Source organism: Sphingomonas sp. DC1600-2, assembly GCF_049897605.1.
In the GTDB taxonomy this organism is placed as follows: domain Bacteria; phylum Pseudomonadota; class Alphaproteobacteria; order Sphingomonadales; family Sphingomonadaceae; genus Sphingomonas.
Genome location: NZ_JAFCWO010000008.1, coordinates 1 through 24,094, shown reverse-complemented (window position 1 = coordinate 24,094; position 24,094 = coordinate 1). Strand labels below are relative to the sequence as shown.

Here is a 24,094-nt window from a genome sequence, read left to right as displayed (position 1 = left end):
GAGCGGATTGGAGCGGCGGTTCTTTTGACTGCCCCTCTCCCCGGCCAGCATCAGGTGAACCGTGCCCCGCACGGTTCAGGTCATCCCGGGGGGATGACCGACCTGATGCTCCCCTGAAGGGGAGAGGAAGAAGATGGCATATTGGTTGGCGAGCGAGCGCACGGTTCAGGTCGAGGGCGTGGTGTCGCGGTTTGATCCGCGGTTCTGGACGGTCAATTTTCCGCGGCCGATGATGGCGGGGGTGACGACCAGCGCGGCAGATGCGCTGCGCGTTGATGCCGTCTTCTATACGTCTGGGGATCTGGCCGGGCTGATCTGGGAGGCGGAGGACCGCTTCGATCATCCGTTGCTGCGCTATGAGACGGCGCGCGATTTTCGCGGGTGTCGGCTCGGGTTTCGCTGGCGCTCGGCGGGGGTTTTGCCGCTCGATGCGGTCAATGGCCCGGTGCTGACGATCGAGGGGCGCGACGCCGCAGGCGCAGCGCGCGCCTGGTATGTGCGGTTGTGGAATTATGCGACGGGGTTGCCCGAGGATGCGACGGTGTCGCTCGACTTTGCGAGCGTGGCGGGCGGGTTCGTGCTGCCCGATGAGGCCGATCCGGTGTGGGCGGGCGATGTCGACCGGATGTTCGTGTCGCTGGTGCCGCCGGGTTTCGATGGCGGGAATGCGCCGCTGGCGGCCCCGGTCGAGGCGTGGGTCGAGCTGACGCAGATCGTGTGCGACGGGCCGGGGGCGGTGCTGGCGATTGGCGATGTGGTGGTGCCCGAGCACCGTTTGCAGATCGCGAGCGGCTATGACGACAGTTACAACCTGACGCCCGCGCGTTTGCTGCGCAACGCGCTGTTGCTCGGTTATCGCGGAAGCATCGTCCATTATCTGGGGATGAGCCATTATCTGCGGCTCGAAGCCAATTCGGGCGGCTTTTATGCGAGCCTTGCGGGGGGCGCGCTGAATGTGGCGGCGGCGGCGTGGCAGCGCGACTTTGCCGAGCGGGCGAAGGCGCTCGGCTATGACGTGATCTGGTCGCTCAGCTACGAACTGTTCGACGCGCATTGCTGGGGCGATTGGAAGCAACGGGCCTGGGATGGCAGCCCGGCGCTGACCGGATGGGCGCCGCCCTCGACCTTGTTGTCGCCCGCGCATGACGGGGCGATGGGCTATTTGCGCGCGGTCGCGGTGGCGATGATCGAGATCGCGCTGGCGGCGGGTCTCGCGCCCAAATTCCAGGTGGGCGAGCCGTGGTGGTGGATCACGCCCGATGGCCGTCCGTGTTTGTATGACGCGGCGGCGCGGCAGCATTTCGGGGCTGGCACGGTCGAGATTGCGCGCGTCCAGGCCGTGACCACCGCCGCCGAGCGTGCCTTGCTCGATTCAGCGGGGGCGCTGCTGGCGGCTTCGACCGCAGCTTTGGTTGCGGCGGTACGTGCGGTGGCGCCGACGGTCGAGACGCATGTGCTGGTCTATCTGCCGACGGTGCTGGCGGGCGATGCACCCGAGGTGCAGCGCGCCAATGTGCCGGTCGGCTGGGCGCAACCCGCCTTCGACGTGCTGCAGCTCGAGGACTATGATTTCGTGGTGGCGGGCAATGTCGCGGGGACGGCGCGTGCGGTTGACGCCGCCACCGCGCGGCTGGGCTATGCGGTCGCGGATACGCACTATTTCTCGGGCTTCGTGCTCAGGCCCGATCAGACGGCGCAGTGGCGCGAGATCGAGGCGGCGGCGCTGGCGGCGCAGGCGCGCGGAGTTGCCGCCGCCTTTGTCTGGGCGCTGCCGCAAGTGCTGCGCGACGGGTTCGTTCATTTCCAAGAGGCGGAGGATGCGGTGCAGGCTTTCGACGATGTGCTGTTCCCGCTCGCTTTGGGGTGCGAGGCTGAGGTCAGCCCGGAATTCTCGACCGCGATCGTCACCAGCGCGGGCGGGCATGAGGCGCGCAATGCAAGCTGGGCGGAGGCGCGGACGCGCTACGATGTCGGGCCGGGGGTGCGATCCGAAGCCGATATCGCGACCTTGCTCGGCTTCTTTCGCGCGCGGATGGGGCCGGCGCGCGGGTTCCGGTTGCGCGACCCGTTCGATGCCAGTTCGGGGACGGCGACGCCGGGCGCGCGCGACCAGGTGCTGGGGACCGGCGATGGCGTCACGGTGCGCTTCGCGTTGGTCAAGCGCTATGGCGACGCGGTGCGGCGGATCACGCGGCCCGTTGGAGGGAGCGTGCGCGTCGGGGTCGGCGGGGTCGAGACGGCGGCCTTCTCGGTTGTCGCGGGCGGCTATGTCGAGCTCGATGGTGCGCCGGCCACGGGCGTAGCGGTGACCGCGGGTTTCCTGTTCGATGTGCCGGTACGGTTCGCCGAGGACCGGTTGAGCGTCAACCGCGCAACCTTCCTGGCAGGCGCGGCGACGGCGGTGCTGCTGATCGAAGTGCGCGAGGATTTGGCATGAGCTTCCTCGAAGGTACGCTCACCACGATCGCCCTGTGCTGGCGGATCGAGCGGCGCGACGGGGTGACGATCGGGCTGACTGACCATGATCGCGATTTGGTCATCAACGGGCTGGCACATCGCGCCGCGCCGGGAATGACGCCGTCGGCGATCAAGCGCAGCGCCGGACTCGAGGCCGATACGATGGACATTACCGGTGCGCTGACCAGCGCGGCGATTGCCGAAGGTGATCTGTTGGCGGGGCGTTGGGATGGGGCGCGGGTGGCGTTGTTCGCGGTTGACTGGACCGGCAGCGGCGCGACGCAAGTGGCGCTGGGCGAAGGGACGATCGGCGCGGTTGAGACCGACCGCGGGGCCTTTACCGCCGAATTGCGCGGGGTGAGTGCGGCGCTCGAGCGGCCCGTGGTCGAGGCGACCTCGCCCGAATGCCGGGCCGAGCTGGGCGACAAACGCTGCCGCGTGGCGATGGCGGGGCGGCGGCGGATAGTGCGGGTGACGGGCGCGGCGGGGCAGGTGGTGACGGTGGATGCGGTCGAGCCTAGCGACAATGGCTATGGCGCGGGGCTGCTGCGCTGGATCGGCGGGGCGAATGGCGGGCTTGAGAGCGCGATCGCGCGATCTGCGGGGTGGACGGTGACGCTGCGGAGCGCACCCGCGCTGCCGGTGGTGGCGGGCGATTTGGTGGAGTTGATCGAGGGGTGCGACAAGAGCCTGGCGACGTGCGCCGCCCGGTTTACCAATGCGGTGAATTTTCGCGGCGAGCCGTATCTGCCGGGGATCGACCTGCTCACCCGTTATCCGGGCGCATGAGCGCGGCCGAACGCGCCATTGCGGCGGCGCGCGGTGCGATCGGCGCGCGTTTCCGCTTGCACGGGCGCGACCCGGCGTTCGGGCTCGATTGTGTCGGGCTGGCTGGGTTGGCCGCGCGCGCGGCGGGTTTCCGGGGCGAAATTCCTAGCGGCTATGCGCTGCGTGGCGGGAGCGCGGCGGCAATCGCGGCGGCGTTCTCGGCGGCGGGGCTTGTCGCCAGCGACGCGCCCGGTCCGGGTGACCTTGCCCTGTTCAAAACCGGACCGGGGCAATTTCATCTGGCGGTGCTGGTGCCGGGCGGGATCGTCCACGCCGACGCGATGCTGCGGCGCGTGGTCGAGCGACCGGGGTCGCCGCCGTGGCCAATGCTGGGATGCTGGCGGGTGGAGAAGTAAGCGATGGCGACTCTGATTCTTTCGACCGTCGGCGGGATCGTGGGCGGACCGATCGGCAGCGCGATCGGCGCGGTGATCGGCAACGTCTTTGACCGCGAGGTGCTGCTCAAGCCAAAGGCCCGGGAGGGGCCGCGACTGACCGAGCTGCAGCTGCAGACATCGAGCTATGGCACGCCGCTGCAACGCGTCTTCGGGACGATGCGGGTGGGTGGTTGCGTGATCTGGTCGACCGATCTGATCGAGAGCAGAACCAGCAGCGGCGGCGGCAAGGGACAGCCGAGCACGACAAATTACAGTTATTCGGCGTCGTTCGCGGTGGCGTTGTCGGGACGGGCGATCCAGGGAGTCGGGCGGATCTGGGCCGATGGCAAATTGCTGCGCGGCGTGGGCGGGGATTTCAAGAGCGCGACCGGTTTTCGCCTGCATCTGGGCGACGAAGGGCAAGCGGTCGATCCGCTGATTGCATCTGCGGAAGGGGCGGGGCTGACGCCTGCGCATCGTGGGCTTGCCTATGCGGTGTTCGAGCATTTCGAACTGGCCGATTATGGCAATCGTATCCCCTCGCTGACCTTCGAGGTGATTGGCGACGCGGTACCCGTGGCGGTCGGCAGGATCGCCCAGGAGCTGACGGACGATATGATCGATGGAGCCGCGGCAACGCAAGCGGTCACCGGCTTTGCGGCTTATGGCGACAGCGTCCGCAGTGTGGTCGAGACGCTGGCGGTGGCGGGGGGCGCGTGGTTCGCGCCCGAGGCGATGGGCCTGCGGATGCGGGCGGGGCTTGCCGCCGACCATGCCATCGCCGATGGCGAAGTCGTTGCCGCCGGGGCCGCGCGCGGCAAGCACGGCCGAGCGATGGCGGCGTTGGAGACGGTGCCGCACCATGTAACCCTGGCGCATTACGACCCGGCGCGCGATTATCAGACCGGGATACAGCAGGCGCGGCGACCGGGGGCCGGGGTCCGCGAAGAACGTGTCGACATGCCGGCCGCGATCACCGCAGACACCGCCAAGACGATGGCCGAGGCTGTGCTGTCGCGGGCAGAGGCCGCCCGCGAGCGGCGCACGCTAACGCTCGGCTGGGACGCGTTAGCGGTGGCACCCGGGGCGTGTGTGACGATTGCGGGGGTGGCGGGGGTCTGGCGAGTCACGGGGTGGGCGCTGGAACATATGGTGCTGTCGCTGGAATGCGTGCGACTCGCCACGGGAACCCTGGCCGTTTCGGCGAGTGCGGGGCGGGTGCTGCACGCGCCCGACGTCGCGACGGGCACGACGGTGCTGGCCGCGTTCGAAGCGCCGCCGGAGGACGCGGTCCTCTCGGTTCCGCGCGTGACGATAATCGCAGCGGGAACCCAGCCGGGCTGGCGCAGGGCGACCTTGCTTTACAGCACCGACGGAGGTGCGCGGTGGATGGCGGCCGGTGCTACGAATGTGCCGGGGATTCTTGGGCAGGTCGTGACGCCACCTGGGGCGGCGGGCGCTGCGATCGTCGATCACGCAAATGTGATTGAGGTCGAACTCATCCATGCAGGCATGACACTGGTTGGAGCCGATGCTGGGGCGCTCGATGCTGGGCTGAATACAGCCCTGGTGGGGAACGAGCTGTTGCAATTCGGCGAAGCCACGCAGCTTACCGCGACACGGTGGCGACTGGCGGTGCTGCTCCGCGGGCGGCGCGCGACCGAGAGTGCGATCGGCACGCAGCGCGCGGGCGATCGCTTCGTGCTGGTCGAGCCGGACGCAAGCGCAACGCTCGACCTGCCTGGGACCGCGCAGGGAGGAGACCTGCGCATCATGGCGTCTGGACCCGGGGACGTGGAGGGGCCGGTAGAAGTCGCGCTCACGCTTGCAGGAACCTCGATCTTGCCGCTTTCGCCAACGCATCTGACGTGGTCCGAAGTGGGGAATGGGGATGTCACGGTGCAGTGGGTGCGGCGCAGCAGGGCGGGCCTGCGCTGGGTCGACGGCGTCGATGCGCCGCTGGCAGAAGAGCGCGAGGTCTATCAAATTGCGCTCCTCTATCCCGACGGACGGGGGGCCACGGTCGAAACCACGGAGCCGACCTTGGTGATTCGGCACGTCGATCGCATTGTCGGCCTGTCGATCGCGGTCACCCAGGTTGGCGCACATGGCCAATCCTACCCCCTTCACGGCATGATCCCCGCTTGGGCGGGCTAAGAAAGGACCGTCAATGAACGACCAAACGACCGTGCGGCTGAGCCTGCCTTTGCTCCAGGTGGGGCAGGCGCAGAAGGAATTGTCGCATAACGAAGCGCTGACCCTACTGGACTTTGCGGTCCAGCCAGTGGTCGAGGCGGTAGGCGTGGGGTCCCCGCCGGTTAGCCCAGACACGGGTGCATGCTGGATCGTGGGTCCATCGCCGACCGGGGCATGGAGCGGGAGTCCAAACGCGATCGCCGGGTGGACCAACGCTGGCTGGCGTTTCCTCGCCGCCCGCGATGGCATGAATGCGTGGAGCAGGGGCGATTCCGCATTCGCCCGCTTCGATGGATCGCGTTGGCGCATCGGGGAAGTTACGGGCGCGTGCTTGTTGGTTGCGGGACGTCAGGTCGTCGGGGAGCAACAATCGGCGATCTCTGCCGCTACCGGTGGGACGACCATCGACGCCGAGGCGCGGGCAACGCTTGCCGCCGTGCTTGCTGCAATGCGGTCGCACGGCCTGATCGCTTCGTGAGCGATTGCAGAATCAGAGGCTTACCCCGTCACGCTGTTGCTTTTGTACAACAGCCGCATCTATTTGTGCGCTTGCGTGGAAACATTCCTTTGGGTAGGGAGTTTGCGCTGTCCGAGTGACAACCAGAAGAAGGGGTTTTTTTATGCGGAAGCTTGCCGTTGCTATGGCGCTTGCCTCCACCGCGATCGTCGCCACACCTGCCCTCGCCCGCGACAAGTCGTGGTACGTCGGCGTCGAGGGTGGCGCGATGATTGTGGAGGACGTTAAGTTCGACATCAATTCGATCAAGGGTGCCAGCACCGCTGACCACCGTTATGGCTATGACGTCGATGGCGTCATTGGTTACGACCTCGGCATTTTCCGCATCGAAACCGAAGTCGGTTACAAGAGCGCAGATGTAAATGGGTATCGCTCGACCGTAACGACGCCAGGCGGTTTTCCGGCCGGTAGCTACGGCGGCGCTGGCGGTCGTAGCTCAGCCTTGAGCTTCATGGTCAACGGCCTGCTCGATTTCGGTGATGCCGATGAAGTCCAGGGCTTCGTTGGCGGCGGCGTCGGCGTCGCACGCGTCAAGGAAGGCGTTGCGCTCGGCGCGTCGCGCTTCCTGAACGACAGCGATACCGTCTTCGCTTATCAGGGCATCGCGGGTATCCGCGCGCCGCTGACCAAGAATGTCGACGTCTCGCTGAAGTATCGTTTCTTCACTGCCGACAACGTCAAGCTGGTCGACATCGCGGGCAGCTCGTACGCGAGCAAGTTCCGCACGCACAGCCTGCTGGGTGGTCTGACCTACAACTTCGGTGAGCCTGCTGCACCGCCGCCGCCGCCTGCTCCCGCACCGGCACCGGCTCCGGCTCCCGAGCCCCCCGCACCGCCGCCCGCACCGGTCGCAGTGCCGTGCTCGCCCGGTCCGTTCATCGTGTTCTTCGAATGGGACAAGTCGGACGTTACGCCTGAAGCAGCAGCAATTCTGGACGGTGCGGTTGCACAGTATCAGAACTGCGGTAGCGCAAAGGTCATGCTGGCCGGCTTCACCGATCGCTCGGGTACGCCGAAGTACAATCTGGCCCTGTCGCAGCGCCGCAACGACGCGGTTCGTGCGTACATGACCGCCCACTCGATCCCCGATGGTGTGATCTCGACCGAAGCGTTCGGTGAAGATCCTGCTCACCTTCGCGTTCAGACTGCCGATGGCGTTCGTGAAGTGCAGAACCGTCGTGTGGAAGTCACCTACGGTCCGGGTTCGGGCAACTAAGCCTTTACCTGAAGACGAAAATTGTGGGGAGGTCAGCGTAAGCTGGCCTCCCCATTTTTTTGTGATATCGACAATTCCGGCATGCGAGCGCATGGCGGCGATGTTGCGACACCATGACGATACCGTCAGGGAATCGTTCTCATTCGACGTTCCATTCGCGCTGTCGCATGCACAATGGCTTAGGGAAACATCATGCGAATTACGATGGTTGGCTCGGGTTATGTCGGGCTTGTCTCCGGCGCTTGCTTCTCCGACTTCGGCCATGACGTAATTTGCGTCGATAAGGATGCGAGCAAGATCGCGGCGCTCGAAGCGGGCAAGATGCCGATCTTCGAACCTGGTCTCGACACATTGGTGGCCACCAACGTCGCTGCAGGCCGTCTCAAATTTTCGACCGACCTCAAAGCGGCGGTTTCAGGGGCAGATGCTGTGTTCATCGCGGTAGGGACGCCGTCGCGCCGTGGCGACGGCCATGCCGATCTCAGCTATGTCTTCGCGGCGACGCGCGAGATTGCTGCGGCGATTGACGGTCCGCTGGTGGTTGTCACCAAATCGACCGTTCCAGTAGGCACGGGTGACAAGGTCGAGGAGATTTTGACCGAACTGGCCGGCGACTTTCCGATCGCCGTCGTTTCCAATCCGGAGTTCCTACGCGAGGGCGCGGCGATCGGCGACTTCAAACGCCCCGATCGGATCGTTATCGGCACGGACGACGCGCGCGCCCAGCAGGTCATGCGTGATATCTACCGCCCGCTCTATTTGAACGAGAGCCCGATCCTGTTCACCGGGCGGCGCACGTCGGAACTGATCAAATATGCGGCAAATGCGTTTCTCGCGACCAAGATCACCTTCATCAACGAGATCGCAGACTTGTGTGAAGCCGTCGGTGCGAACGTTCAGGATGTGGCGCGGGGCATCGGCCTCGATAACCGGATCGGCTCCAAATTTTTGCACGCGGGTCCCGGCTATGGTGGCTCGTGTTTCCCGAAGGACACGCTCGCCCTGCTCAAGACGGCCGAGGACTATGAGACGCCGGTACGCATTGTCGAGGCGGTTGTGCAGGTCAACGACGCGCGCAAGCGCGCAATGGGTCGTAAAGTGATTGCCGCGTTGGGCGGCGAGGCGAAGGGCAAGACCGTTGCGGTGCTGGGGCTCACCTTCAAACCAAACACCGACGATATGCGCGATGCGCCGAGCTTGGCGATCGTCCAAAGCCTGATGGATGCGGGGGCAAAGGTGCGGGCGCATGATCCCGAAGGCATGGAGATTGCTAGGACCATGATGCCCGACGTGGTGTATTGCACCGATGCCTACGAAGCTGCGGCGGGTTCCGACGCGGTGGTGATCGTGACCGAATGGGACATCTACCGTGCACTGGACCTGAAGCGGTTGGCGGCGACGATGGCGGGTGCGGTGATGGTTGATCTGCGCAATGTCTATCCGCCGCGTGACGTCGAAAGAGCTGGCTTCAGTTACAGCTCAATCGGGCGGTAAGGGCGGCGGGTCCGGCGGCGCAAGGCCGCTCGCGGCCCGGCCTGCGGGGGGTCGCTACACGCAGCGGCGCGGCGCGGGGCCACGCCGCTGCCGAGAATTCAGGCAGGGATCTTGTCGGCCTTGGCGGCATGATACCGCTCGATCGCTTCGGTCACGATCCGGCGTGCTTCGTCGCGATCGCCCCAGGTGCCGATGCGCACCCACTTCTTCTTTTCCAGATCCTTATAGTGCGTGAAGAAGTGTTCGATCTGTTCGAACACGATTTCGGGCATGTCGCCGCGTTCGTTGACGTTCGAATAATAAGGGAAGGTCGAGTCGACCGGCACGCAGACCAGCTTTTCGTCGCCGCCGGCTTCGTCTTCCAGATTGAGCACGGCGATCGGGCGGGCCCGCACGACACAGCCCGGGATGAAGGGCGAACGCGCGATGACCAGCGCGTCGAGCGGATCGCCGTCTGGGGAAAGCGTGTGCGGCACGAAGCCGTAATTAGCCGGATAGCGCATCGGCGTGTGCAGGATGCGATCGACGAACAGCGCGCCGCTCGCCTTGTCGAACTCATACTTTACCGGCTCGCCGCCGGTTGGCACTTCGATGATCACGTTCAGGTCATCGGGCGGGCTCTTGCCGACCGGAATCATGTCGATACGCATGCTAAATCCTTAAACTGATGCAGGTCTGTAGTGCAGCCGTTTACCGGGCTGTCAGCAACCGATCCAAACCACCCTCTCCGGTGCCGATTTTCTCCAGGTGCGGATAGCGCAGCCCGCCATGATAGTCGATGCTGACCGGCGCGACGCTGTCATTGGATTTGATCAGCAGCACGATCGGGTCGGTGCCGCCCTTTGCGGCGGTCACGGCGGCCTTCAGCGCGGTATCCGAGAAAACGGTGCCGTTCACCGCCACGATGGTGTTGCCGATCGTCAACCCAGCTTTGAACGCGGGCGTGTCCCAACCCACGCCGGTGATGGCACCGTCTTTGTTGAGCGTGAGGCCCAATGAGTAGGTCAGATCGGTGCTCTTGCGCGTCGCCTCGGCGTTCTTGAAAGCGAGCGAGGGCGTGTCGGTATAGACAAGCTTGTAGCCATTGGCTTCGAAGCCCTTGAGCGGCGCGGGCTCGCCAGTCTCGGTCAGTCGCTTGTTGAGCAGGCTGGCCCAGTCATAAGGCTGGATCGCGTTGAGCGTCGCGACGACATCGTCGAAGGTGTAGGTCACCTCGCCATAGTCGCCGTCGTTGAGGCCGAAGAACTTCGCTGCGAAGTCGTCGATCGACTTGGTACCGCCCGATTGCTGGCGCAGGATCGAGTCGACCTCCATCCACACCAGCAGCCCCTCATTGTACTAATCTTCCGAGCGCTGATAGCTGACCCAGCCCTTCGGGCGGCGCTGCGAAATCGTCGGGTCGTTGGTGGTATCGACCAGGTCGCGCCAGTTGCGTGCCGGGCGATTGTCGAGGCTGGCGAGGATCGAAGCATAGCCGTCGAGCGTGTCCTGCTTCGACACCAGCCCCGAGCGCGCCTGGAAGACATAGCCCCAGAATTGCGTCTGGCCTTCATAGACCCACAACAGGCTGCCACGCATCGGCGTGCGGTAATCCGGGGTCCAAAGGTCGGCTCCGCGCCGGAATTTCCCATCCCAGCTATGATTATATTCGTGCGGCAACAGGTTGCGCGAGCCCGGACCATCCTTCCACTTGGTGAAATAGCCAAGCTTCACCCCGTCTTCGGACGAGCGGTGATGTTCGAGCCCGATTCCGCCCATCACGTCGGAGATCGACAGCAGGAATTCATAGGTGTCGTAATGCTGCGCGCCGTACACCTTGACCGCCTGCTCGACGAGTTTCTTATGTGCATCGATCTGTTCGGGTGTCGCGGCCAATTCTGCGGCATTGTCGGCATAGACGTCGAGATTGACGCGCGGGCTGAGCGGCCACTGCTTGTAATAGCGCCCCGCCAACACGGGCGAGTCGACCAGGATTTCGTAATTGGTCTTCTCATAGCTGTAGGTCGAGCCGGTCGCCTTCGACGGCAGGCCCGACGACGCGGTCCAGCCGGCCGGGTATTTCACGGTCGCCTTTACCGGAATCTGCCGGGTGAAATAGCCCGCCGGATAGAGGCTCATCGAATTCCACTGCAGTCGCAGCATGTTGGGCGACATCACTACCGCACCCTGGTCGCCGGCAGTGGCGGAGAGGAATTGCAGATCGATGTCGAGCGCCTTGGCACCGGCGGGCACGTCGATGTGGAAGGCGTAGACATCGACCGGGTCGCGCGTCCACGCCAGTTCCTTGCCGCCCGCGCGAATGTGCAGCCCGGCCAGCTTGTCGAGCTGGCCCGTCGGCGAATGGTTGCCGGGCAGCCATTTCGGGAAGAGCAGCACCATATGGCCTGCGGAAACGCCGCTGATCGTCTCGCGCGTCGTGAAGATGCCGCGGCGTGTGTCGGTCGCATCGATGTCGAGCGTGATCGTGCCGGGAAAGCGGATGTCCTGTGCGGCGGGGATCGTGTCGACATATGGCACCGGCTGCGGCTTGGAATTTTCCGCCAACACCGGGGCGGCGGTGGCGAGCAACAGGGTAGTGAGCGCGGCACGACGGATCATTCGGGATTCTTTCGTGAGAGGAGTGCGGTGACAGGGATCTAAGCGGCTCATGCGGTCGGCGTCCAGCCTAGGACGTGCTGCTGCTGCCGAGCACGTTGATGGTGAAGGCGAGCACGCCGATGTTGAAGACGAACGCCGCCAGGCAATGGCCGAGCGTGACGCGGCGGATCTGGCGCGAGGAGATTTCGACGTCGGAGGTCTGGAAGGTCATGCCGAGCGTGAAGCTGAAATATAAAAAATCCCAATAATCGGGCTCGGCGCAATTGGGGATCTCCAGGCCGCCGGCATCCTTGCCGTCACCGTCGCAATCCGAATAGAACAGATGCGCGTAATGCAGCGCATAGACCGAATTGGAAAACAGCCACGCCAGCACCAGCGTCGCGATGACGAGCACGGTCGCGACGAGATTGGCTTTCTCCTGCATTTCCTTGGCGACCGAGGTGAGGATGACGACCATCGTCAACCCGGTCAGCACCAGCAGGCCGGCGCGATTGGCGTCGTTCGCGGCGGCGGCTTTGCGCATCTGATCGGCCTTCCCCTTGCGCAGCAGGGTCGAGATCGCGATCAGGAACACCGCCGCCGCGACATCGAACGCGCCCATCGTGCCGCGCCCCCAGCCAAAGGCGGGAATGGCGAAGAATAGCCCGGCCACGAACAGAATCGTGAACAGGATGAAGCGGGGCGGGGCGATTCTCTTGCCGAGGTTCAGGGTCATCGGCGCGGTGCTACCGCGCTTTTGACCCAGCGCAAATCACATATGCATGGCGCGATTGAACATGACCCCGGCGATGAACAGCAAGTACACGCCGAACACGCGTTTGAGTGGCTCGGCCGGCAGGGCGTGCGCCGACGCGACGCCAAGCGGCGCGGTCAAGATAGACATCGAGGTGATGATCGCGGCCCCCAGAAAATTGACATAGCCGATCGACCCGATCGGCAGCCCGGGCTTGCCCAAGCCGATCAGCATCCAGCCGATTGTACCCGGCACCGCGATGATGAACCCGAAGCCCGCCGCCGTCGCGATCGCCTTGTGGATCGAGCGACCGCACAGCGTCATCACGATCACCGCGACCGTGCCCCCGCCAATGCCGAGCAGCGAGGAAAAGATGCCGAGGCTTCCGGCGATGCCCGCGCGCACCACCCCGGTCGGCATCGTATCGCTGACTTGTCGACGCGCGAGCTTGGGCACGAGGAAATTGATCGACATCAGCGTGATGCCAACCGCAAAGATGATCGAGAGCGCCTGGCCGGTCAGCACGCGTGCGAGCATCACGCCGATGCCGACCCCGCCGATGATCCAGGGTGCCCAGCTTTTCAGGATCTCGAAATCGACCGCCCCGCGTTTGGCGTGCGATAGCGTCGAGCGCAGCGCGGTAATGACGATCGTGGCGAAGGACGTCCCGATCGCGACATGCGTATATTCGGCGTGGCTACCGCCGAGCAGCGGCAACAGCGCGATCATCGCCGGCACGACGACGAATCCGCCACCGATGCCGAACAATCCGGCGGCAAAACCGGCGAACAGGCCGGCGGCGAGCAGGGCAAGGATCGCGGGCCCCCATGCGATCAGCAAGCTCATGCGATGATGGCGAGGTTGTAGGAAACGAAAGCGGCGGGACTTTGGGAAGCAAACGGACGCATGACTACCTTTCCGAAACGAGCCGGGTGGGGTCCTGCGGAGGCTGAAAAGGGAACTGTCGCCGTTCCCATTGCGACGATGCTGCGATGCAGCGAAGGCGCTGTCAAGCGCTGTCATAGGGATGACGCACAAGCATCTGGCGCTTGGTGCCGGGCTCGCTTAGAGAGCCAGCCTTTATGGCACGTATCGAAACCCCCAAACGCATCCGCGGCACGCAGGATATCTTCGGCGACGATCAACGACGCTTTGCGCGCGTGGTCGATACCTTTGACCGGGTGCGGCGACTCTATTGTTTCCAGCGCGTTGAACTGCCCGTGTTTGAATCGACGGCGGTGTTCGCACGCTCGCTGGGCGAAACCACCGATGTGGTGTCGAAGGAGATGTACACCTTCGAGGATCGCGGCGGCGATTCGCTGACGCTGCGCCCCGAATTCACCGCCGGGATCGCGCGCGCCTATCTGACCGAGGGCTGGCAGCAATATGCGCCGCTCAAGATCGCGACGCATGGGCCGGTGTTCCGCTATGAACGCCCGCAAAAGGGGCGCTATCGCCAGTTCCACCAGATCGACGCCGAGGTGATTGGTGCGGCGGAACCGGCGGCGGATGTCGAATTGCTCGTGCTGGCGGACCAGTTGCTGCGTGACCTTGGCATCACCGAGGGCGTGACGCTGCAGCTCAACACGCTGGGCGATGCCGAGACGCGCGATGCGTGGCGCGCGGCGCTGGTCGCGCATTTCGAGGCGCATCGGGATGTGCTGAGCGAGGACAGCCTGGCGCGGCTGGACAAGAACCCGCTGCGCATTCTGGATTCGAAGGATCCGCGTGACCGGCCGGTGGCGGATTCGGCACCCGATATCGATGCCTATCTGACGCCCGAAGCGCGCGCATTCTTCGATGCAGTGACGGCGGGGCTGGACGCGGCGGGCGTGGCGTGGACGCGCAATGCGCGGCTGGTGCGCGGGCTCGATTATTATCGGCACACCGCGTTCGAGTTCGTCACCGATCGGCTGGGCGCGCAAGGGACCGTGCTGGCGGGCGGGCGCTATGATGGGTTGATCGGCTCGCTTGGCGGGCCGGAGACGGCAGGCGTTGGCTGGGCGGCGGGGATCGAGCGGCTGGCGATGTTGCTGGAGGAGCCGGTCGTAGAGCCCGTCGAGGCCGTAGTGATCCCCATGGGCATGGCTGCCGAGGCCCGGGCAGTCGCCGTTATCGCCGAGTTGCGCCGCACCGGGGTAACGTCTGATATGGCCTTTAGGGGCAATATGAAACGGCGGCTGGCAAAGGCCAATGACGCTAAGGCTACCTACGCGCTAATTTTGGGCGACGAGGAACTGCTCCAAAATCGGATAGTCGTCCGCAATCTCGCTGAGGGTAAACAGGCGACATGTTCCTTAAACTCGATTGGGCGCGTCCCGCTGTCGCTGCTTTGGGGCGTTGACACGGGTGACCCGGAGACCGTTGATACTAGCTATGTCGGCGGCATCCTCTCGGATTACGACGCTCAATGACCTCCATCTCCCCAGACCGCATCCGCCAGATCGAGGCGCGGCGCGACGAGCTTTCGGCGCTGATGGCGACCGGGGATTTGCCGTCGGATCGCTTCGTCCAGGTGTCGAAGGAATATGCCGAGCTTGAACCCGTCGCGCAGGCGGCGGGCGAGGTGCGGCGGTTGCGCGCCGAGCTGGACGTGCTGGCCGGCATGGAGGATGACGGCGACCCCGAGATCAAGACGATGGCGCGCGAGGAGATCGACACGATCCGCGAGCGCCTGCCGATCGCCGAGCGCGCGCTGGCACTGTCTCTGCTGCCGCGCGATGCCGCCGACGAACGCGCCGCGATGCTCGAAATCCGCGCCGGAACCGGTGGGGACGAGGCTGCGCTGTTCGCCGCCGACCTGTTCCGCATGTATCAGCGCTACGCCGAAAGCCAGGGCTGGCGGGTCGAGCTGATCTCGACCTCCTCGTCCGAAAGCGGCGGCTTCAAGGAAGCGATTGCCTCGGTCGAGGGCAAGGGCGTGTTCGCCAAATTGAAGTTCGAAAGCGGCGTCCACCGCGTCCAGCGCGTACCCGCGACCGAGGCGCAGGGGCGCATCCACACCTCCGCCGCGACCGTTGCGGTGCTGCCCGAGGCCGAGGAGGTCGACGTCAAGATCGAGGACAAGGATTTGCGCATCGACATTTATCGCTCGTCCGGGCCGGGCGGGCAATCGGTCAACACCACCGATTCGGCGGTGCGCATCGTCCATATCCCGACGGGCCTGACCGTCATCCAGCAGGACGAGAAGAGCCAGCACAAGAACAAGGCCAAGGCGATGCGCGTGCTGCGCACGCGTTTGTACGAGGCTGAGCGGGACCGTTTGCATCAGGAGCGCGCTGGTGCGCGCAAATCGATGGTCGGGTCGGGCGATCGTTCGGAGCGGATCCGCACCTATAATTTCCCGCAAGGGCGCGTGACCGACCACCGCATCAATTTGACGCTGCACCGGTTGCCCGAGATTCTGGCGGGCGAGATGGATGAGTTGCTCGGCGCGCTGATCGCGCAGGATGAGGCCGAGCGGCTGGCGTCGCTCGATGGGTGACGATTTCTCCCTCTCCCCGCTGGCGGGGAGAGGGTGGCCGAGCGGAGCGAGGTCGGGAGAGGGGCAGTTGCAGAATGCGTCGCCTGATACTGCCCCTCTCCCCGGCCCTCTCCCCCGAGCGGGAGAGGGAGTACGCGCAGCGCTGGCTGCTGCCTCATCCGTCCTTGCCGACGTCAGCGAAACGCCGCGGCTCGATGCCGAGCTGCTGATGGCGCACGCCCTCGGCGTCTCGCGCGAAACGCTGTTGCTGCAGCGGCTCGACTCCCCAACGCCGCACAGCTTTGGCCCGCTGCTCGCGCGGCGGCTCGCGCATGAGCCGATCGCCTATATTACCGGCAGTCGTGCCTTCTGGACGATCGAGCTGGCGGTGGGGCCGGGCGTGCTGGTGCCGCGCGCCGATAGCGAGACGCTGATCGAGGCGGCGGTCGATCATTTCGGCACGGCTGGCCCCAAGACCATTCTCGATCTGGGCACTGGGCCTGGCACCTTGTTGCTGGCGGCGCTCGACCAATGGCCTGCGGCCACCGGATTGGGCGTCGATGCGTCGCCCGAGGCGCTGGCTTATGCCGAGCGCAACCGGCTTGCGCTTGGGCTGGGGACGCGTGCCACCTTGCGGCGCGGCGATTGGGGCGAGGGCGTGACCGAGGCGTTCGACCTGATCCTGTCGAATCCGCCCTATATCGGCACGCAGGAGCACCTTCCGGCTGAGGTGCGCGACCATGAACCGGGCGCTGCTTTGTTCGCAGGATCGGACGGGCTCGACGACTATCGCCGTATCGCCCCGCAACTGCCCGGCTTGCTCGCGCCGGGCGGGGCCGCGATCCTTGAGATTGGGGCTACGCAGGCTTCCGCCGTCACCGCGCTGCTGGAAGCGCAGGGCTTCGCCGTGGCGCTGCGCCATGATCTCGGTGGGCGTCCGCGCGCGCTGATCGCGACGCGCTCGTCCGAATTGGTCACGCGACGGTCATAATATTCCGCTTGGCGATTGGCTTTGCAGTCGCTATTGAACGGCGCAGGGGCTCGCGTTTTCATCGCAACTGGTTGAAAACGGGCTGTAGCCTGCATCCTTAGTCATGCAGTCGCTGTCGTCCGGCGACCGTGGCGGGCGCGCGTTGCCGATGGTCGGCGGCGGTGCCGGGGGCATTTGCATCCAGATTTGTTGGAGCACGGCCGGGTTGGTTTCCAAGCACAGGACAACAAGAACTTGATCAATAATCGTCAGGCCGGCCGCCGTCGCGGCCGTGGCGGGCAGCAGCAGCGCTCGTCGGGTGGCAATCCGGGTCGTCAGGACACCGGCAATCGCATCGACAATCGCGCGCGCGGCAATGCCGCCCAGTTGCTCGAGAAATATAAGACGCTCGCGCGCGACGCGCAGATGCAGGGTGACCGCGTCAACGTCGAATATTATCTGCAATTTGCCGATCATTACTTCCGCGTGCTGGCCGAGACCCGCGCGCGCTTCGAGGAAAATGGCGGCGCGCCATCGACCCGCCGCATCCAGGGCGCGACGCTCGATGAAGACGAGCCCGATTATGAAGATGAGGGCGAGCGCGTTCAGGAGCAGCCGCGCGGCGACCAGCAGCGTGGCGGCCAGAACGGCAACGGCCAGCAAAACGGGTATCGCCAGGACGGCAATCGTCAGGATGGGCGTCAGGACGGCAATCGCTCCTACAACCAGAATGGCGGCCATCAGCAAAACGGCAACCAGAACACCGCACCCCAAAACGGCGCATCCGAAGCGCGCGGCGCGGGCCAGGGTTATGACGACCGTGGCCGTGGCCGGGCAAATGGCAACGCCCAGGGCAGCGAAGGCGGTTATGAGCGGCAGGCCGATGCTCCGCGCGAAGAACGCGGCGAACGCCGTCCACGCGGCGACCGCTACGAGCGTGAGGATCGCGTAGCGCGGACTCCCGAGGCGAGCGAAGAAGCGGTGTCGGTCGAAACGATCGTGCCCTTTGAAGGCGCACCCGCCGTCGAAGGCGTGGTCGCGGTCGAGGCGGTTGCAGCGGCACCGCGTCGCGGCCGTGGTCGTCCCCGGCGCGAGCCCGTTGCGGTTGCCGTCGTGGAAGATGCTGGCGAGGATAGCGGTTTCACCGCCGATCGCCTGCCGCCGTCGCTCAACCTCTCCGCCGTCGTCGAGTCCGACAGCGAGGGCGAAGTGATCGAGAAGCCGCGCCGCCGTCGCGGCCGCCCACCCGGCAGCACGACCAGCACGCCAAGCGAGTAATCCGCCGCTCCGTTTAGCGGGCCTGACTATGGGATTGTAACGCCGTTGTTATATCCATAGCCTAGGCCCGCGATAACGGGAGAGCGATGACATGCGCATGTGGCTGGCGACGACGATGCTCTGCTTGCCCGGCGTGGCGAACGCGCAGAGCGCTGCCCCCGACCCGGTCGCGAGCAGCGCGCAGGGGGACCTGTCGGTCACCATCTACAATAACGATCTGGCGCTGATCCAGGATACGCGCCAGCTCGCCCTGCCGCGCGGTCGATCGCGCCAGGAGTTCGCGGATGTCTCGGCGCAGATCCGCCCCGAGACGGTGACGCTCACCGCCGCCGGTGCCGGGATCATCGAACAGAATTTCGATTACGACCTGCTCTCGCCCGAAACGTTGATGAACAAATCGGTCGGCCAGGGCGTGACGCTGGTGCGCACCAACCCGGCGACTGGCGCGGAAACGCGCGAGGCGGCGCGCGTGCTCGCCAACAATGGCGGCACCATCGTCCAGGTCGGCAATCGCATCGAGATCCTCGACAGCAATGCTGGCCGCGTCGTCTTCCCCTCGCTCCCCGCCAATTTGCGCGCGCGGCCGACTCTGTCGGTGACGCTCGACAGCGCGAATGCGGGCACGCGCCCGGCTACGCTCAATTATTTGTCGCGCGGGCTGGGGTGGAAGGCCGACTATGTCGCCTTGTTCGATGAGAAGGCGGGCAAGCTCGACGTGCAGGGCTGGGTCACGCTGACCAACACCACCGGCACCACCTTCAATGCGGCCAAGACGCTGCTGGTCGCGGGCGCGGTCGGTACGGCGGATGGCGGCAATCGCCCGCGTTTCTACGGTGGCCGCGGCGCGCCCGGCCCACGTGGCAATCAACCCGGCACCGAGACGACGGGGCGCGAGCAGCTCGGCGACTTCTATCTCTATCCGCTGGCCGAGCGCACCACGATCGCCAATGCGCAGACCAAGCAGGTCAGCTTTCTCGACGTGGCCGGCGCGCCTGCCGCCAAGACCTATTTCTATCGCAACCCCTGGCTGCAAAAGCTTGACGAGGCGGTCAGCGTCGACACGGTGTTGAAGTTCAGTTCGTCGCGCGAGGGCGGCCTCGGCGATGCGCTGCCCGCCGGCACGGTGCGCGTCTATATGCGCGATGCGCGTGGCGCGCCGCAATTCATCGGCGAAAGCGAAATCCCGCACACGCCGATGGGATCGAAGCTCGCGCTCAAGACCGGCGAAGCGTTCGATGTGAAGATCCTGCCCGTGGTCGAAAAGCGCGAGCGGATTTCGGACGAGCGCTGGCGTACGACGATGCGTTACACGCTCACCAATGCGCGCGCGCAGGGCGTGACGGTCGAACTCGCCCAGGCCGGGCTCGATCGCTGGTGGCACGACACGAAGATCACCGACGAGAGTCAGCCGAGCACGCGCGCCGATGCCGATGAGGCGGTGTGGCAAGTCGCCGTCCCCGCCAACGGAACGGCAAGCGTCACCGCGACCTTCGACACGCGGTTCTGAGCGCGGTGCGGCGCGTGCTGCGCTGGATGCTGGCACTGCTGGTCGGCGCGCTGGCGAGCGCGGCGCCCGCTCAGACGGTCTCGCCCGCGCCCGACCGCGTTGCCGTGATAATCTACCGCGCGCCCCTGCGTGCGCCCGATCAGGCGATCGATCGCGCCTGGCTACAAGGCTATGCACTCATCACCGAACAGCGTCGCGTGACCATCCCGGCGGGACGGACGACGCTGCGCTTTGAAGGCGTCGCGGCAGGGATTTTGCCCGAAAGCGCGATCGTCACCGGCCTTCCGCAGGGCGTGCGCGAGAAGAATCTCGATGCCGATCTGCTCTCGCCGCGCAGCCTTTACGCGGGCAGTTTCGGCCGTCCGGTGACGATCCGGCGGACGATCGCCAAGCGCATCGTCGAGGAGGAAGCGATCGTCCGCTCGGGGCCGGACGGTGCCGCGATCCTGCAGACGCGCGACGGTTTCCTCGCGGCGGATTGCGGGCCATCCCAGGATGCGCTGGTCTATAACCGCGTGCCCCCTACGCTTGCTGCCAAGCCGACGCTGTCGGTTGAGCTAGATTCTCCAACTGCGGTGAGTGTCACCGTGACGCTCTCCTATCTCGCCTGGGGGTTTGACTGGCAGGCCAATTATGTCGCGACGCTGCGCCCCGATGGCCAAAGCGCCGATCTTCTGGCGTGGGTGACGCTGGCCAGCAGCGACACCACCAGCTTCGCCGATGCCGAGACGATGGTGGTCGCGGGTGCGGTCAAGCGCGAAGGTAGCGCGCTCAATCCGGCTTGGAATGTCGCGGACGAATCGCTCACCTTCCGCTGTTTTGCGCAGCCGATCCTCCCAGCACCGGCGGCAGTGTTTGCGCCTCCGCCGCTGCCTGCACCCGCGCCGATGGCATTTGAGGCGGATATCGTCGTCACGGGCACGCGCTTACGGCGCGCGATGGTCCAGCAGGAGGATCTCGGCGACCTGAAACTCTACCGCGTGCCCGATCGCACCACCGTCGCCGCGCTCGCGCAAAAGCAGGTCGCCTTGCTGGATCGCGCGGCGGTGCCGGTCAACATCGTCTATGTCTCCACGGTCGATAGCGGCGGCGATGCCGACGCGCCGCGAATCACGCTGCGCCTGCGCAACCGTACCGATCAGGGGCTGGGCGTGCCGCTTCCGGCGGGGCCTGTCGCCTTATTCCAGCCGCGCGGCGACACCGCGCTGTTGATCGGGGAGGGCGCGATTGCCGATAAGGCAGTGGGCGAGGAGGTCGAAGCCGGTGTCGCCGATGCCACCCAAGTGACGATCGAAAGCGCGCATCCCGACAGCGGCAAGGATTGGGAGGCCTATCGCCTGACCGCGCGCAACGCCAACCCCTATCCCGTCCGCTTCGAAGCGCGCTTCGCTGGCGAGGATTTGCCCCGCATGTCGCGCATGACCGAGACGCTCACGCGCAAGGACGGCAAAGCGGTGTGGTCGGTGGAGATCCCCGCCAACGGCACGCGCAGCTTCGGCTATCGCATCAAGGATAGCGATTAGAGTCGGGTGATCTTTCACCAGTTCCGTTCGTTTCGAGCGAAGTCGAGAAACCTGGCACAGCGATTGTTGCTGTTTCTCGACTTCGCTCGAAACGAACGGGGCGAAGTGAAATCATCGCGCTCAAGCGTCCGACGGTTGGCCCTCGGCTCAGTCCCGCCGATCGACCGACTCATCATGACCCGAGCCCGAGCTGAGGAAGATCAGCCCCATCAGCACCGCACTCAGCATGATCGATCCGCCCGCGCCGCCGATCACCGCGAGGATCGCCACCCACCCCATTGGCCCATAAAAATGCTGCAGCACCACGATCGCCGCGACGATGAACACCGCTGCCAGCACCGCCATCCAGCCGAGGATGCAGCGAAAGCGCGCCCAGGCGAAGGCCGCATAAGCAGGATCATCGAGGCCGGAAGGAGTCGTCATTGCTTCCCATAGATCGCGAAACGTGAAATCCTCAAGCGCCTGAGAGACTCGGATGACGAGCGCAGTAGGAGAGAGCCGATGACGATCGCAGCAATCCTGGGCAATAAGGGCCGTGAAGTGATTTCGATCACCGCGCAGCACAGCGTCGGCGACGCGGTGGCGGTGCTGGCGACGCGCCGCGTCGGCGCGGTGCCGGTGATGGAGGGCAACAGCGTCGTCGGCATCTTTTCCGAACGCGACGTGATTCATGCGATCCACGCGCATGGCGCAGACGCGATGGCGCGCAGCGTCGGCGATACGATGACCGCACCGCCGATCACCGTGACCCCGTCCGAGGCGGTGATCGGTGCGCTGTCGCTGATGACACGGCGGCGGATCCGCCATTTGCCCGTGGTCGAGGGCGATACGGTGATCGGCTTCGTCTCGATCGGCGATTTGGTCAAATATCGCATCGACCGGATCGAGGCCGATGCCGAGGCGATGCGCAGTTATATTCAGTCGGCCTAGGCGGTTGCGAGCGGAGTGGGCTGTTTGCGCACCACCGCGATCATTTCGCGCACCACGCCGCGCGCGAACAGCGCGAGCCATCCGCCATAAGCGCCCGCGCCCACCGCCACCAATATGGCAAGGCGCGGGAAGGCTTGCATCGCGGGCAGAGCCTCGTCGACCAGCGTCACCACCAGTGCCATCGCCAGCGCGGCGAGCAACGCTGGCGCGATTGCGTCGGCGATGGCGCGCGGCGAGGTGCCGATGACGGGCAGTGATCGCCACAGGCTGACGCCGAGATAGACCGGATAAGCGCAGATCCACGCCGTCGCCAGGCCGGTCGCCCCCCAACGCACGCCGATCACAAACGCGATCGTCAGCACCAGCGCGCCAACCGCGCCATTGCGCACGCCGATCCCCGGACGCCCGCACGCGTCGCACGCTGGCTGCAACAACACCTGCAGCGTCATGAACGGCATGGCCAGCGCGAGCAAATGCACGACGGGCGCGGCTTCGCGCCATTTCTCGCCCAATACCGTCAGCACCAGCGGCTCGGCGGTCGCGGCAAGGCCGAAATAGAAGGGGAGCGCCGCGATCATGATGATTCGTACCGATCGCGCAAAGGCGGCGGCGACCAGCGCGCGATCATGCTGGATTCGCGCATAGGCCGAAAAGGCGACTTCGTTGAGCGGCGGCACGAATTTCGAGACGAACACCTGCGTGAGGAACAGGCTCTCGGTGTAGATGCCGAGCGTGTGCGGGGTGAAGTGGCGCCCGGCGATGAACACGTCGGCCTGGCTTTGGGCGAACCAGAAGAGCTGGCCAACCGCCATTACGCCGCCATATCGCGCGAGCTTGCCCGCTCCGCGAAAATCGAAGCTTGGCCATACCAGCGACTTGGCGACGATCGTCATGCCGATCGCTCGAACGCTGAAGAGAACCAACGGGGCGAGCACCAGCGTCCATACACCGAGCCCGGCCATCGCCCCGGCCAAGGCTGCGCTCGCGCTGGCGATCGATGCAAGAATATTGACCCGCGCCTGCAGCTTGAATTCGAGCGTGCGCGACAGCAGCGCATAGGGCAGCGCGATGAAGGGCGTCGTCAGATAGAGCAGCGCTTGTACCTGCAGCAGGTGCGCGACGATCGGCTGCCGATAATAAGCGGCGGCGGCGGGGGCGAGGAGGAAGACCTGCGCCGCCGCCAGTACGCCGTTGAGCAGCAGCAACATGCCGAACAGCTGGCGAATGTCGCGCGGCGTGATTTCGGCTTTCTGGATCAACCCGCTCGCCAGCCCATAGCCGTTGAGCATGTTGAGGAAGACGAGCACCACCCCGGTCATCGCAAACAGGCCGTAATCGTGCGGGTCGAGGATCCGAATCACGAGAAAGGTGGAAGCCCATTGCACGATTTGCGCGAGAATCTGGCTGCCTGACCGCCAAATCACGGCGCTACGCACCTGATTCGACAGCGATTCGGCCGGGGGATTCGAAGATTCGGCAAGGGCGTCCATTCCGACGCCCTTATCCCGGAAGCCGTTAAGGACCGCTAAACCCGCAGATTTCCGCGGTTTTGCAGGGCAGTGAAAGAAAATTGCAAAAAAGGGTTTGACGGGCTGGGGAGTCGCATCTAGAGACCACTCCACCGCAGCGGTGGCCCACACGGTCCGCTTCTACGGTCACCAAATTTTCGGCGCTCGGCTCGCCCCTTGAAAGAAAGGGTTGAGCAAGGCGTCGGTATTTTGCGCTCTTTGACATTGTTGGTTTAAGATGAAGGGACATGTGGGCGGCGGCTTCACGGTTTTTCGGGTCCTCTAGGCTCGGAAGATCGTTCAAAGCTAAGCTGTTCATACATGTCCTTCACGTTTCCATACGTAAGAATATGTGCAGAGCAGCTCCTAGAGATGCCGGTTTTATCGTGGAATTCCACTGCGATGATGCCGGTCATAAACTTGAGAGTTTGATCATGGCTCAGAATGAACGCTGGCGGCATGCCTAACACATGCAAGTCGAACGAAGGCTTCGGCCTTA

General features: G+C 65.1%; 19 protein-coding genes, 1 rRNA gene and 1 pseudogene. 15 read left to right on the top strand and 6 right to left on the bottom strand.

Going from position 1 to position 24,094, the window contains the following annotated elements; translation table 11 throughout:
• Positions 1–133: 133 nt before the first annotated feature.
• The 7 genes from ACP7BL_RS14060 to ACP7BL_RS14030 all read left to right on the top strand — a co-directional run bounded on the left by ACP7BL_RS14060 (position 134) and on the right by ACP7BL_RS14030 (position 9,085).
• Positions 134–2,437 (top strand): DUF2460 domain-containing protein, encoded by a 2,304-nt coding sequence (locus tag ACP7BL_RS14060; protein ID WP_426258614.1) that lies wholly within the window; start codon positions 134–136, stop codon positions 2,435–2,437.
• Positions 2,434–3,246, top strand: coding sequence for a DUF2163 domain-containing protein (locus ACP7BL_RS14055; protein ID WP_126846130.1), 813 nt, complete (start codon positions 2,434–2,436; stop codon positions 3,244–3,246). The genes ACP7BL_RS14060 and ACP7BL_RS14055 overlap by 4 nt, the downstream gene beginning before the upstream one ends.
• Positions 3,243–3,641 carry a peptidoglycan endopeptidase gene (locus ACP7BL_RS14050; protein WP_126846132.1) on the top strand — a complete coding sequence of 133 codons (399 nt, stop codon included), beginning with the start codon at positions 3,243–3,245 and terminating at the stop codon, positions 3,639–3,641. The genes ACP7BL_RS14055 and ACP7BL_RS14050 overlap by 4 nt, the downstream gene beginning before the upstream one ends.
• A 3-nt stretch (positions 3,642–3,644) precedes the next feature.
• Positions 3,645–5,819, top strand: a complete 2,175-nt coding sequence (locus tag ACP7BL_RS14045) for a phage tail protein (protein ID WP_137903306.1) — start codon at positions 3,645–3,647, stop codon at positions 5,817–5,819.
• 13 nt (positions 5,820–5,832) lie between these two features.
• Positions 5,833–6,336, top strand: a complete 504-nt coding sequence (locus ACP7BL_RS14040; RefSeq protein ID WP_033966896.1) for a DUF2793 domain-containing protein — start codon at positions 5,833–5,835, stop codon at positions 6,334–6,336.
• A 142-nt stretch (positions 6,337–6,478) separates the two neighbouring features.
• On the top strand, positions 6,479–7,591 hold the full coding sequence (locus ACP7BL_RS14035; protein WP_033966895.1) for an OmpA family protein: 1,113 nt from the start codon (positions 6,479–6,481) through the stop codon (positions 7,589–7,591).
• A 192-nt stretch (positions 7,592–7,783) separates the two neighbouring features.
• Complete coding sequence (locus ACP7BL_RS14030; RefSeq protein ID WP_033966893.1) at positions 7,784–9,085, top strand: UDP-glucose dehydrogenase family protein; 1,302 nt, start codon at positions 7,784–7,786, stop codon at positions 9,083–9,085.
• A 98-nt stretch (positions 9,086–9,183) separates the two neighbouring features.
• Here ACP7BL_RS14030 and ppa read toward each other — a convergent pair whose 3' ends face one another.
• From ppa to ACP7BL_RS14010, 4 genes and pseudogenes are all read right to left on the bottom strand, one after another.
• The gene (gene ppa, locus ACP7BL_RS14025; protein ID WP_033966891.1) at positions 9,184–9,735 is read right to left on the bottom strand and encodes an inorganic diphosphatase; all 552 of its coding nucleotides are present in this window, start codon (positions 9,733–9,735) and stop codon (positions 9,184–9,186) included.
• A gap of 40 nt (positions 9,736–9,775) precedes the next feature.
• Positions 9,776–11,683 (bottom strand): annotated as a pseudogene (locus tag ACP7BL_RS14020) (M61 family metallopeptidase).
• Between the two features lie 67 nt (positions 11,684–11,750).
• On the bottom strand, positions 11,751–12,398 hold the full coding sequence (locus tag ACP7BL_RS14015) for a DUF1345 domain-containing protein (RefSeq protein WP_126846138.1): 648 nt from the start codon (positions 12,396–12,398) through the stop codon (positions 11,751–11,753).
• 36 nt (positions 12,399–12,434) lie between these two features.
• Entirely contained in the window at positions 12,435–13,262 is an 828-nt protein-coding gene (locus ACP7BL_RS14010) for a sulfite exporter TauE/SafE family protein (protein ID WP_341204291.1), read from the bottom strand.
• 236 nt (positions 13,263–13,498) lie between these two features.
• Here ACP7BL_RS14010 and hisS point away from each other — a divergent pair, with 236 nt between their 5' ends.
• The 6 genes from hisS (at position 13,499) to ACP7BL_RS13980 (ending at position 21,157) form a co-directional block, all read left to right on the top strand.
• Positions 13,499–14,830 carry a histidine--tRNA ligase gene (hisS, locus tag ACP7BL_RS14005; protein ID WP_426258613.1) on the top strand — a complete coding sequence of 444 codons (1,332 nt, stop codon included), beginning with the start codon at positions 13,499–13,501 and terminating at the stop codon, positions 14,828–14,830.
• Positions 14,827–15,900: a peptide chain release factor 1 gene (gene prfA, locus ACP7BL_RS14000; protein WP_126846142.1), complete on the top strand. Its 1,074-nt coding sequence runs from the start codon at positions 14,827–14,829 to the stop codon at positions 15,898–15,900. The genes hisS and prfA overlap by 4 nt, the downstream gene beginning before the upstream one ends.
• A gap of 142 nt (positions 15,901–16,042) precedes the next feature.
• Positions 16,043–16,870, top strand: a complete 828-nt coding sequence (prmC, locus tag ACP7BL_RS13995; RefSeq protein WP_426258669.1) for a peptide chain release factor N(5)-glutamine methyltransferase — start codon at positions 16,043–16,045, stop codon at positions 16,868–16,870.
• Between the two features lie 234 nt (positions 16,871–17,104).
• Positions 17,105–18,127 (top strand): DUF4167 domain-containing protein, encoded by a 1,023-nt coding sequence (locus ACP7BL_RS13990; protein WP_426258612.1) that lies wholly within the window; start codon positions 17,105–17,107, stop codon positions 18,125–18,127.
• A gap of 91 nt (positions 18,128–18,218) precedes the next feature.
• Positions 18,219–19,634: a DUF4139 domain-containing protein gene (locus ACP7BL_RS13985; protein WP_426258611.1), complete on the top strand. Its 1,416-nt coding sequence runs from the start codon at positions 18,219–18,221 to the stop codon at positions 19,632–19,634.
• On the top strand, positions 19,568–21,157 hold the full coding sequence (locus ACP7BL_RS13980; protein WP_426258610.1) for a DUF4139 domain-containing protein: 1,590 nt from the start codon (positions 19,568–19,570) through the stop codon (positions 21,155–21,157). Before ACP7BL_RS13985 ends, ACP7BL_RS13980 begins: the two co-directional genes overlap by 67 nt.
• A 147-nt stretch (positions 21,158–21,304) precedes the next feature.
• On the opposite strand, the gene ACP7BL_RS13975 is transcribed toward ACP7BL_RS13980, so the two are convergent.
• Entirely contained in the window at positions 21,305–21,580 is a 276-nt protein-coding gene (locus ACP7BL_RS13975; protein WP_033966132.1) for a hypothetical protein, read from the bottom strand.
• A 78-nt stretch (positions 21,581–21,658) separates the two neighbouring features.
• Here ACP7BL_RS13975 and ACP7BL_RS13970 point away from each other — a divergent pair, with 78 nt between their 5' ends.
• The gene (locus ACP7BL_RS13970; RefSeq protein WP_033966133.1) at positions 21,659–22,087 is read left to right on the top strand and encodes a CBS domain-containing protein; all 429 of its coding nucleotides are present in this window, start codon (positions 21,659–21,661) and stop codon (positions 22,085–22,087) included.
• Here the strand turns inward: ACP7BL_RS13970 and ACP7BL_RS13965 are convergent.
• A complete protein-coding gene (locus tag ACP7BL_RS13965; RefSeq protein ID WP_426258609.1) occupies positions 22,084–23,577 on the bottom strand; it encodes a lipopolysaccharide biosynthesis protein in 1,494 nt (497 codons plus the stop codon). The genes ACP7BL_RS13970 and ACP7BL_RS13965 overlap by 4 nt on opposite strands.
• A 434-nt stretch (positions 23,578–24,011) precedes the next feature.
• On the opposite strand from ACP7BL_RS13965, the gene ACP7BL_RS13960 reads away from it, so the two are divergent.
• Positions 24,012–24,094 (top strand): 16S ribosomal RNA (locus ACP7BL_RS13960); the annotation flags it as partial.

Bases quoted from the DNA above. Each gene is read 5' to 3' on its own strand.
- ACP7BL_RS13985 (WP_426258611.1), top strand. From the start codon at position 18,219: ATGCGCATGTGGCTGGCGACGACGATGCTCTGCTTGCCCGGCGTGGCG.
- hisS (WP_426258613.1), top strand. From the start codon at position 13,499: ATGGCACGTATCGAAACCCCCAAACGCATCCGCGGCACGCAGGATATC.
- ACP7BL_RS14035 (WP_033966895.1), top strand. From the start codon at position 6,479: ATGCGGAAGCTTGCCGTTGCTATGGCGCTTGCCTCCACCGCGATCGTC.
- prfA (WP_126846142.1), top strand. From the start codon at position 14,827: ATGACCTCCATCTCCCCAGACCGCATCCGCCAGATCGAGGCGCGGCGC.
- ACP7BL_RS14045 (WP_137903306.1), top strand. From the start codon at position 3,645: ATGGCGACTCTGATTCTTTCGACCGTCGGCGGGATCGTGGGCGGACCG.
- ACP7BL_RS14030 (WP_033966893.1), top strand. From the start codon at position 7,784: ATGCGAATTACGATGGTTGGCTCGGGTTATGTCGGGCTTGTCTCCGGC.
- ACP7BL_RS13965 (WP_426258609.1), bottom strand. From the start codon at position 23,577: ATGGACGCCCTTGCCGAATCTTCGAATCCCCCGGCCGAATCGCTGTCG.
- ACP7BL_RS14015 (WP_126846138.1), bottom strand. From the start codon at position 12,398: ATGACCCTGAACCTCGGCAAGAGAATCGCCCCGCCCCGCTTCATCCTG.
- ACP7BL_RS14055 (WP_126846130.1), top strand. From the start codon at position 2,434: ATGAGCTTCCTCGAAGGTACGCTCACCACGATCGCCCTGTGCTGGCGG.
- ACP7BL_RS14040 (WP_033966896.1), top strand. From the start codon at position 5,833: ATGAACGACCAAACGACCGTGCGGCTGAGCCTGCCTTTGCTCCAGGTG.
- ppa (WP_033966891.1), bottom strand. From the start codon at position 9,735: ATGCGTATCGACATGATTCCGGTCGGCAAGAGCCCGCCCGATGACCTG.
- ACP7BL_RS13970 (WP_033966133.1), top strand. From the start codon at position 21,659: ATGACGATCGCAGCAATCCTGGGCAATAAGGGCCGTGAAGTGATTTCG.
- ACP7BL_RS14010 (WP_341204291.1), bottom strand. From the start codon at position 13,262: ATGAGCTTGCTGATCGCATGGGGGCCCGCGATCCTTGCCCTGCTCGCC.
- ACP7BL_RS14050 (WP_126846132.1), top strand. From the start codon at position 3,243: ATGAGCGCGGCCGAACGCGCCATTGCGGCGGCGCGCGGTGCGATCGGC.
- ACP7BL_RS13975 (WP_033966132.1), bottom strand. From the start codon at position 21,580: ATGACGACTCCTTCCGGCCTCGATGATCCTGCTTATGCGGCCTTCGCC.
- ACP7BL_RS14060 (WP_426258614.1), top strand. From the start codon at position 134: ATGGCATATTGGTTGGCGAGCGAGCGCACGGTTCAGGTCGAGGGCGTG.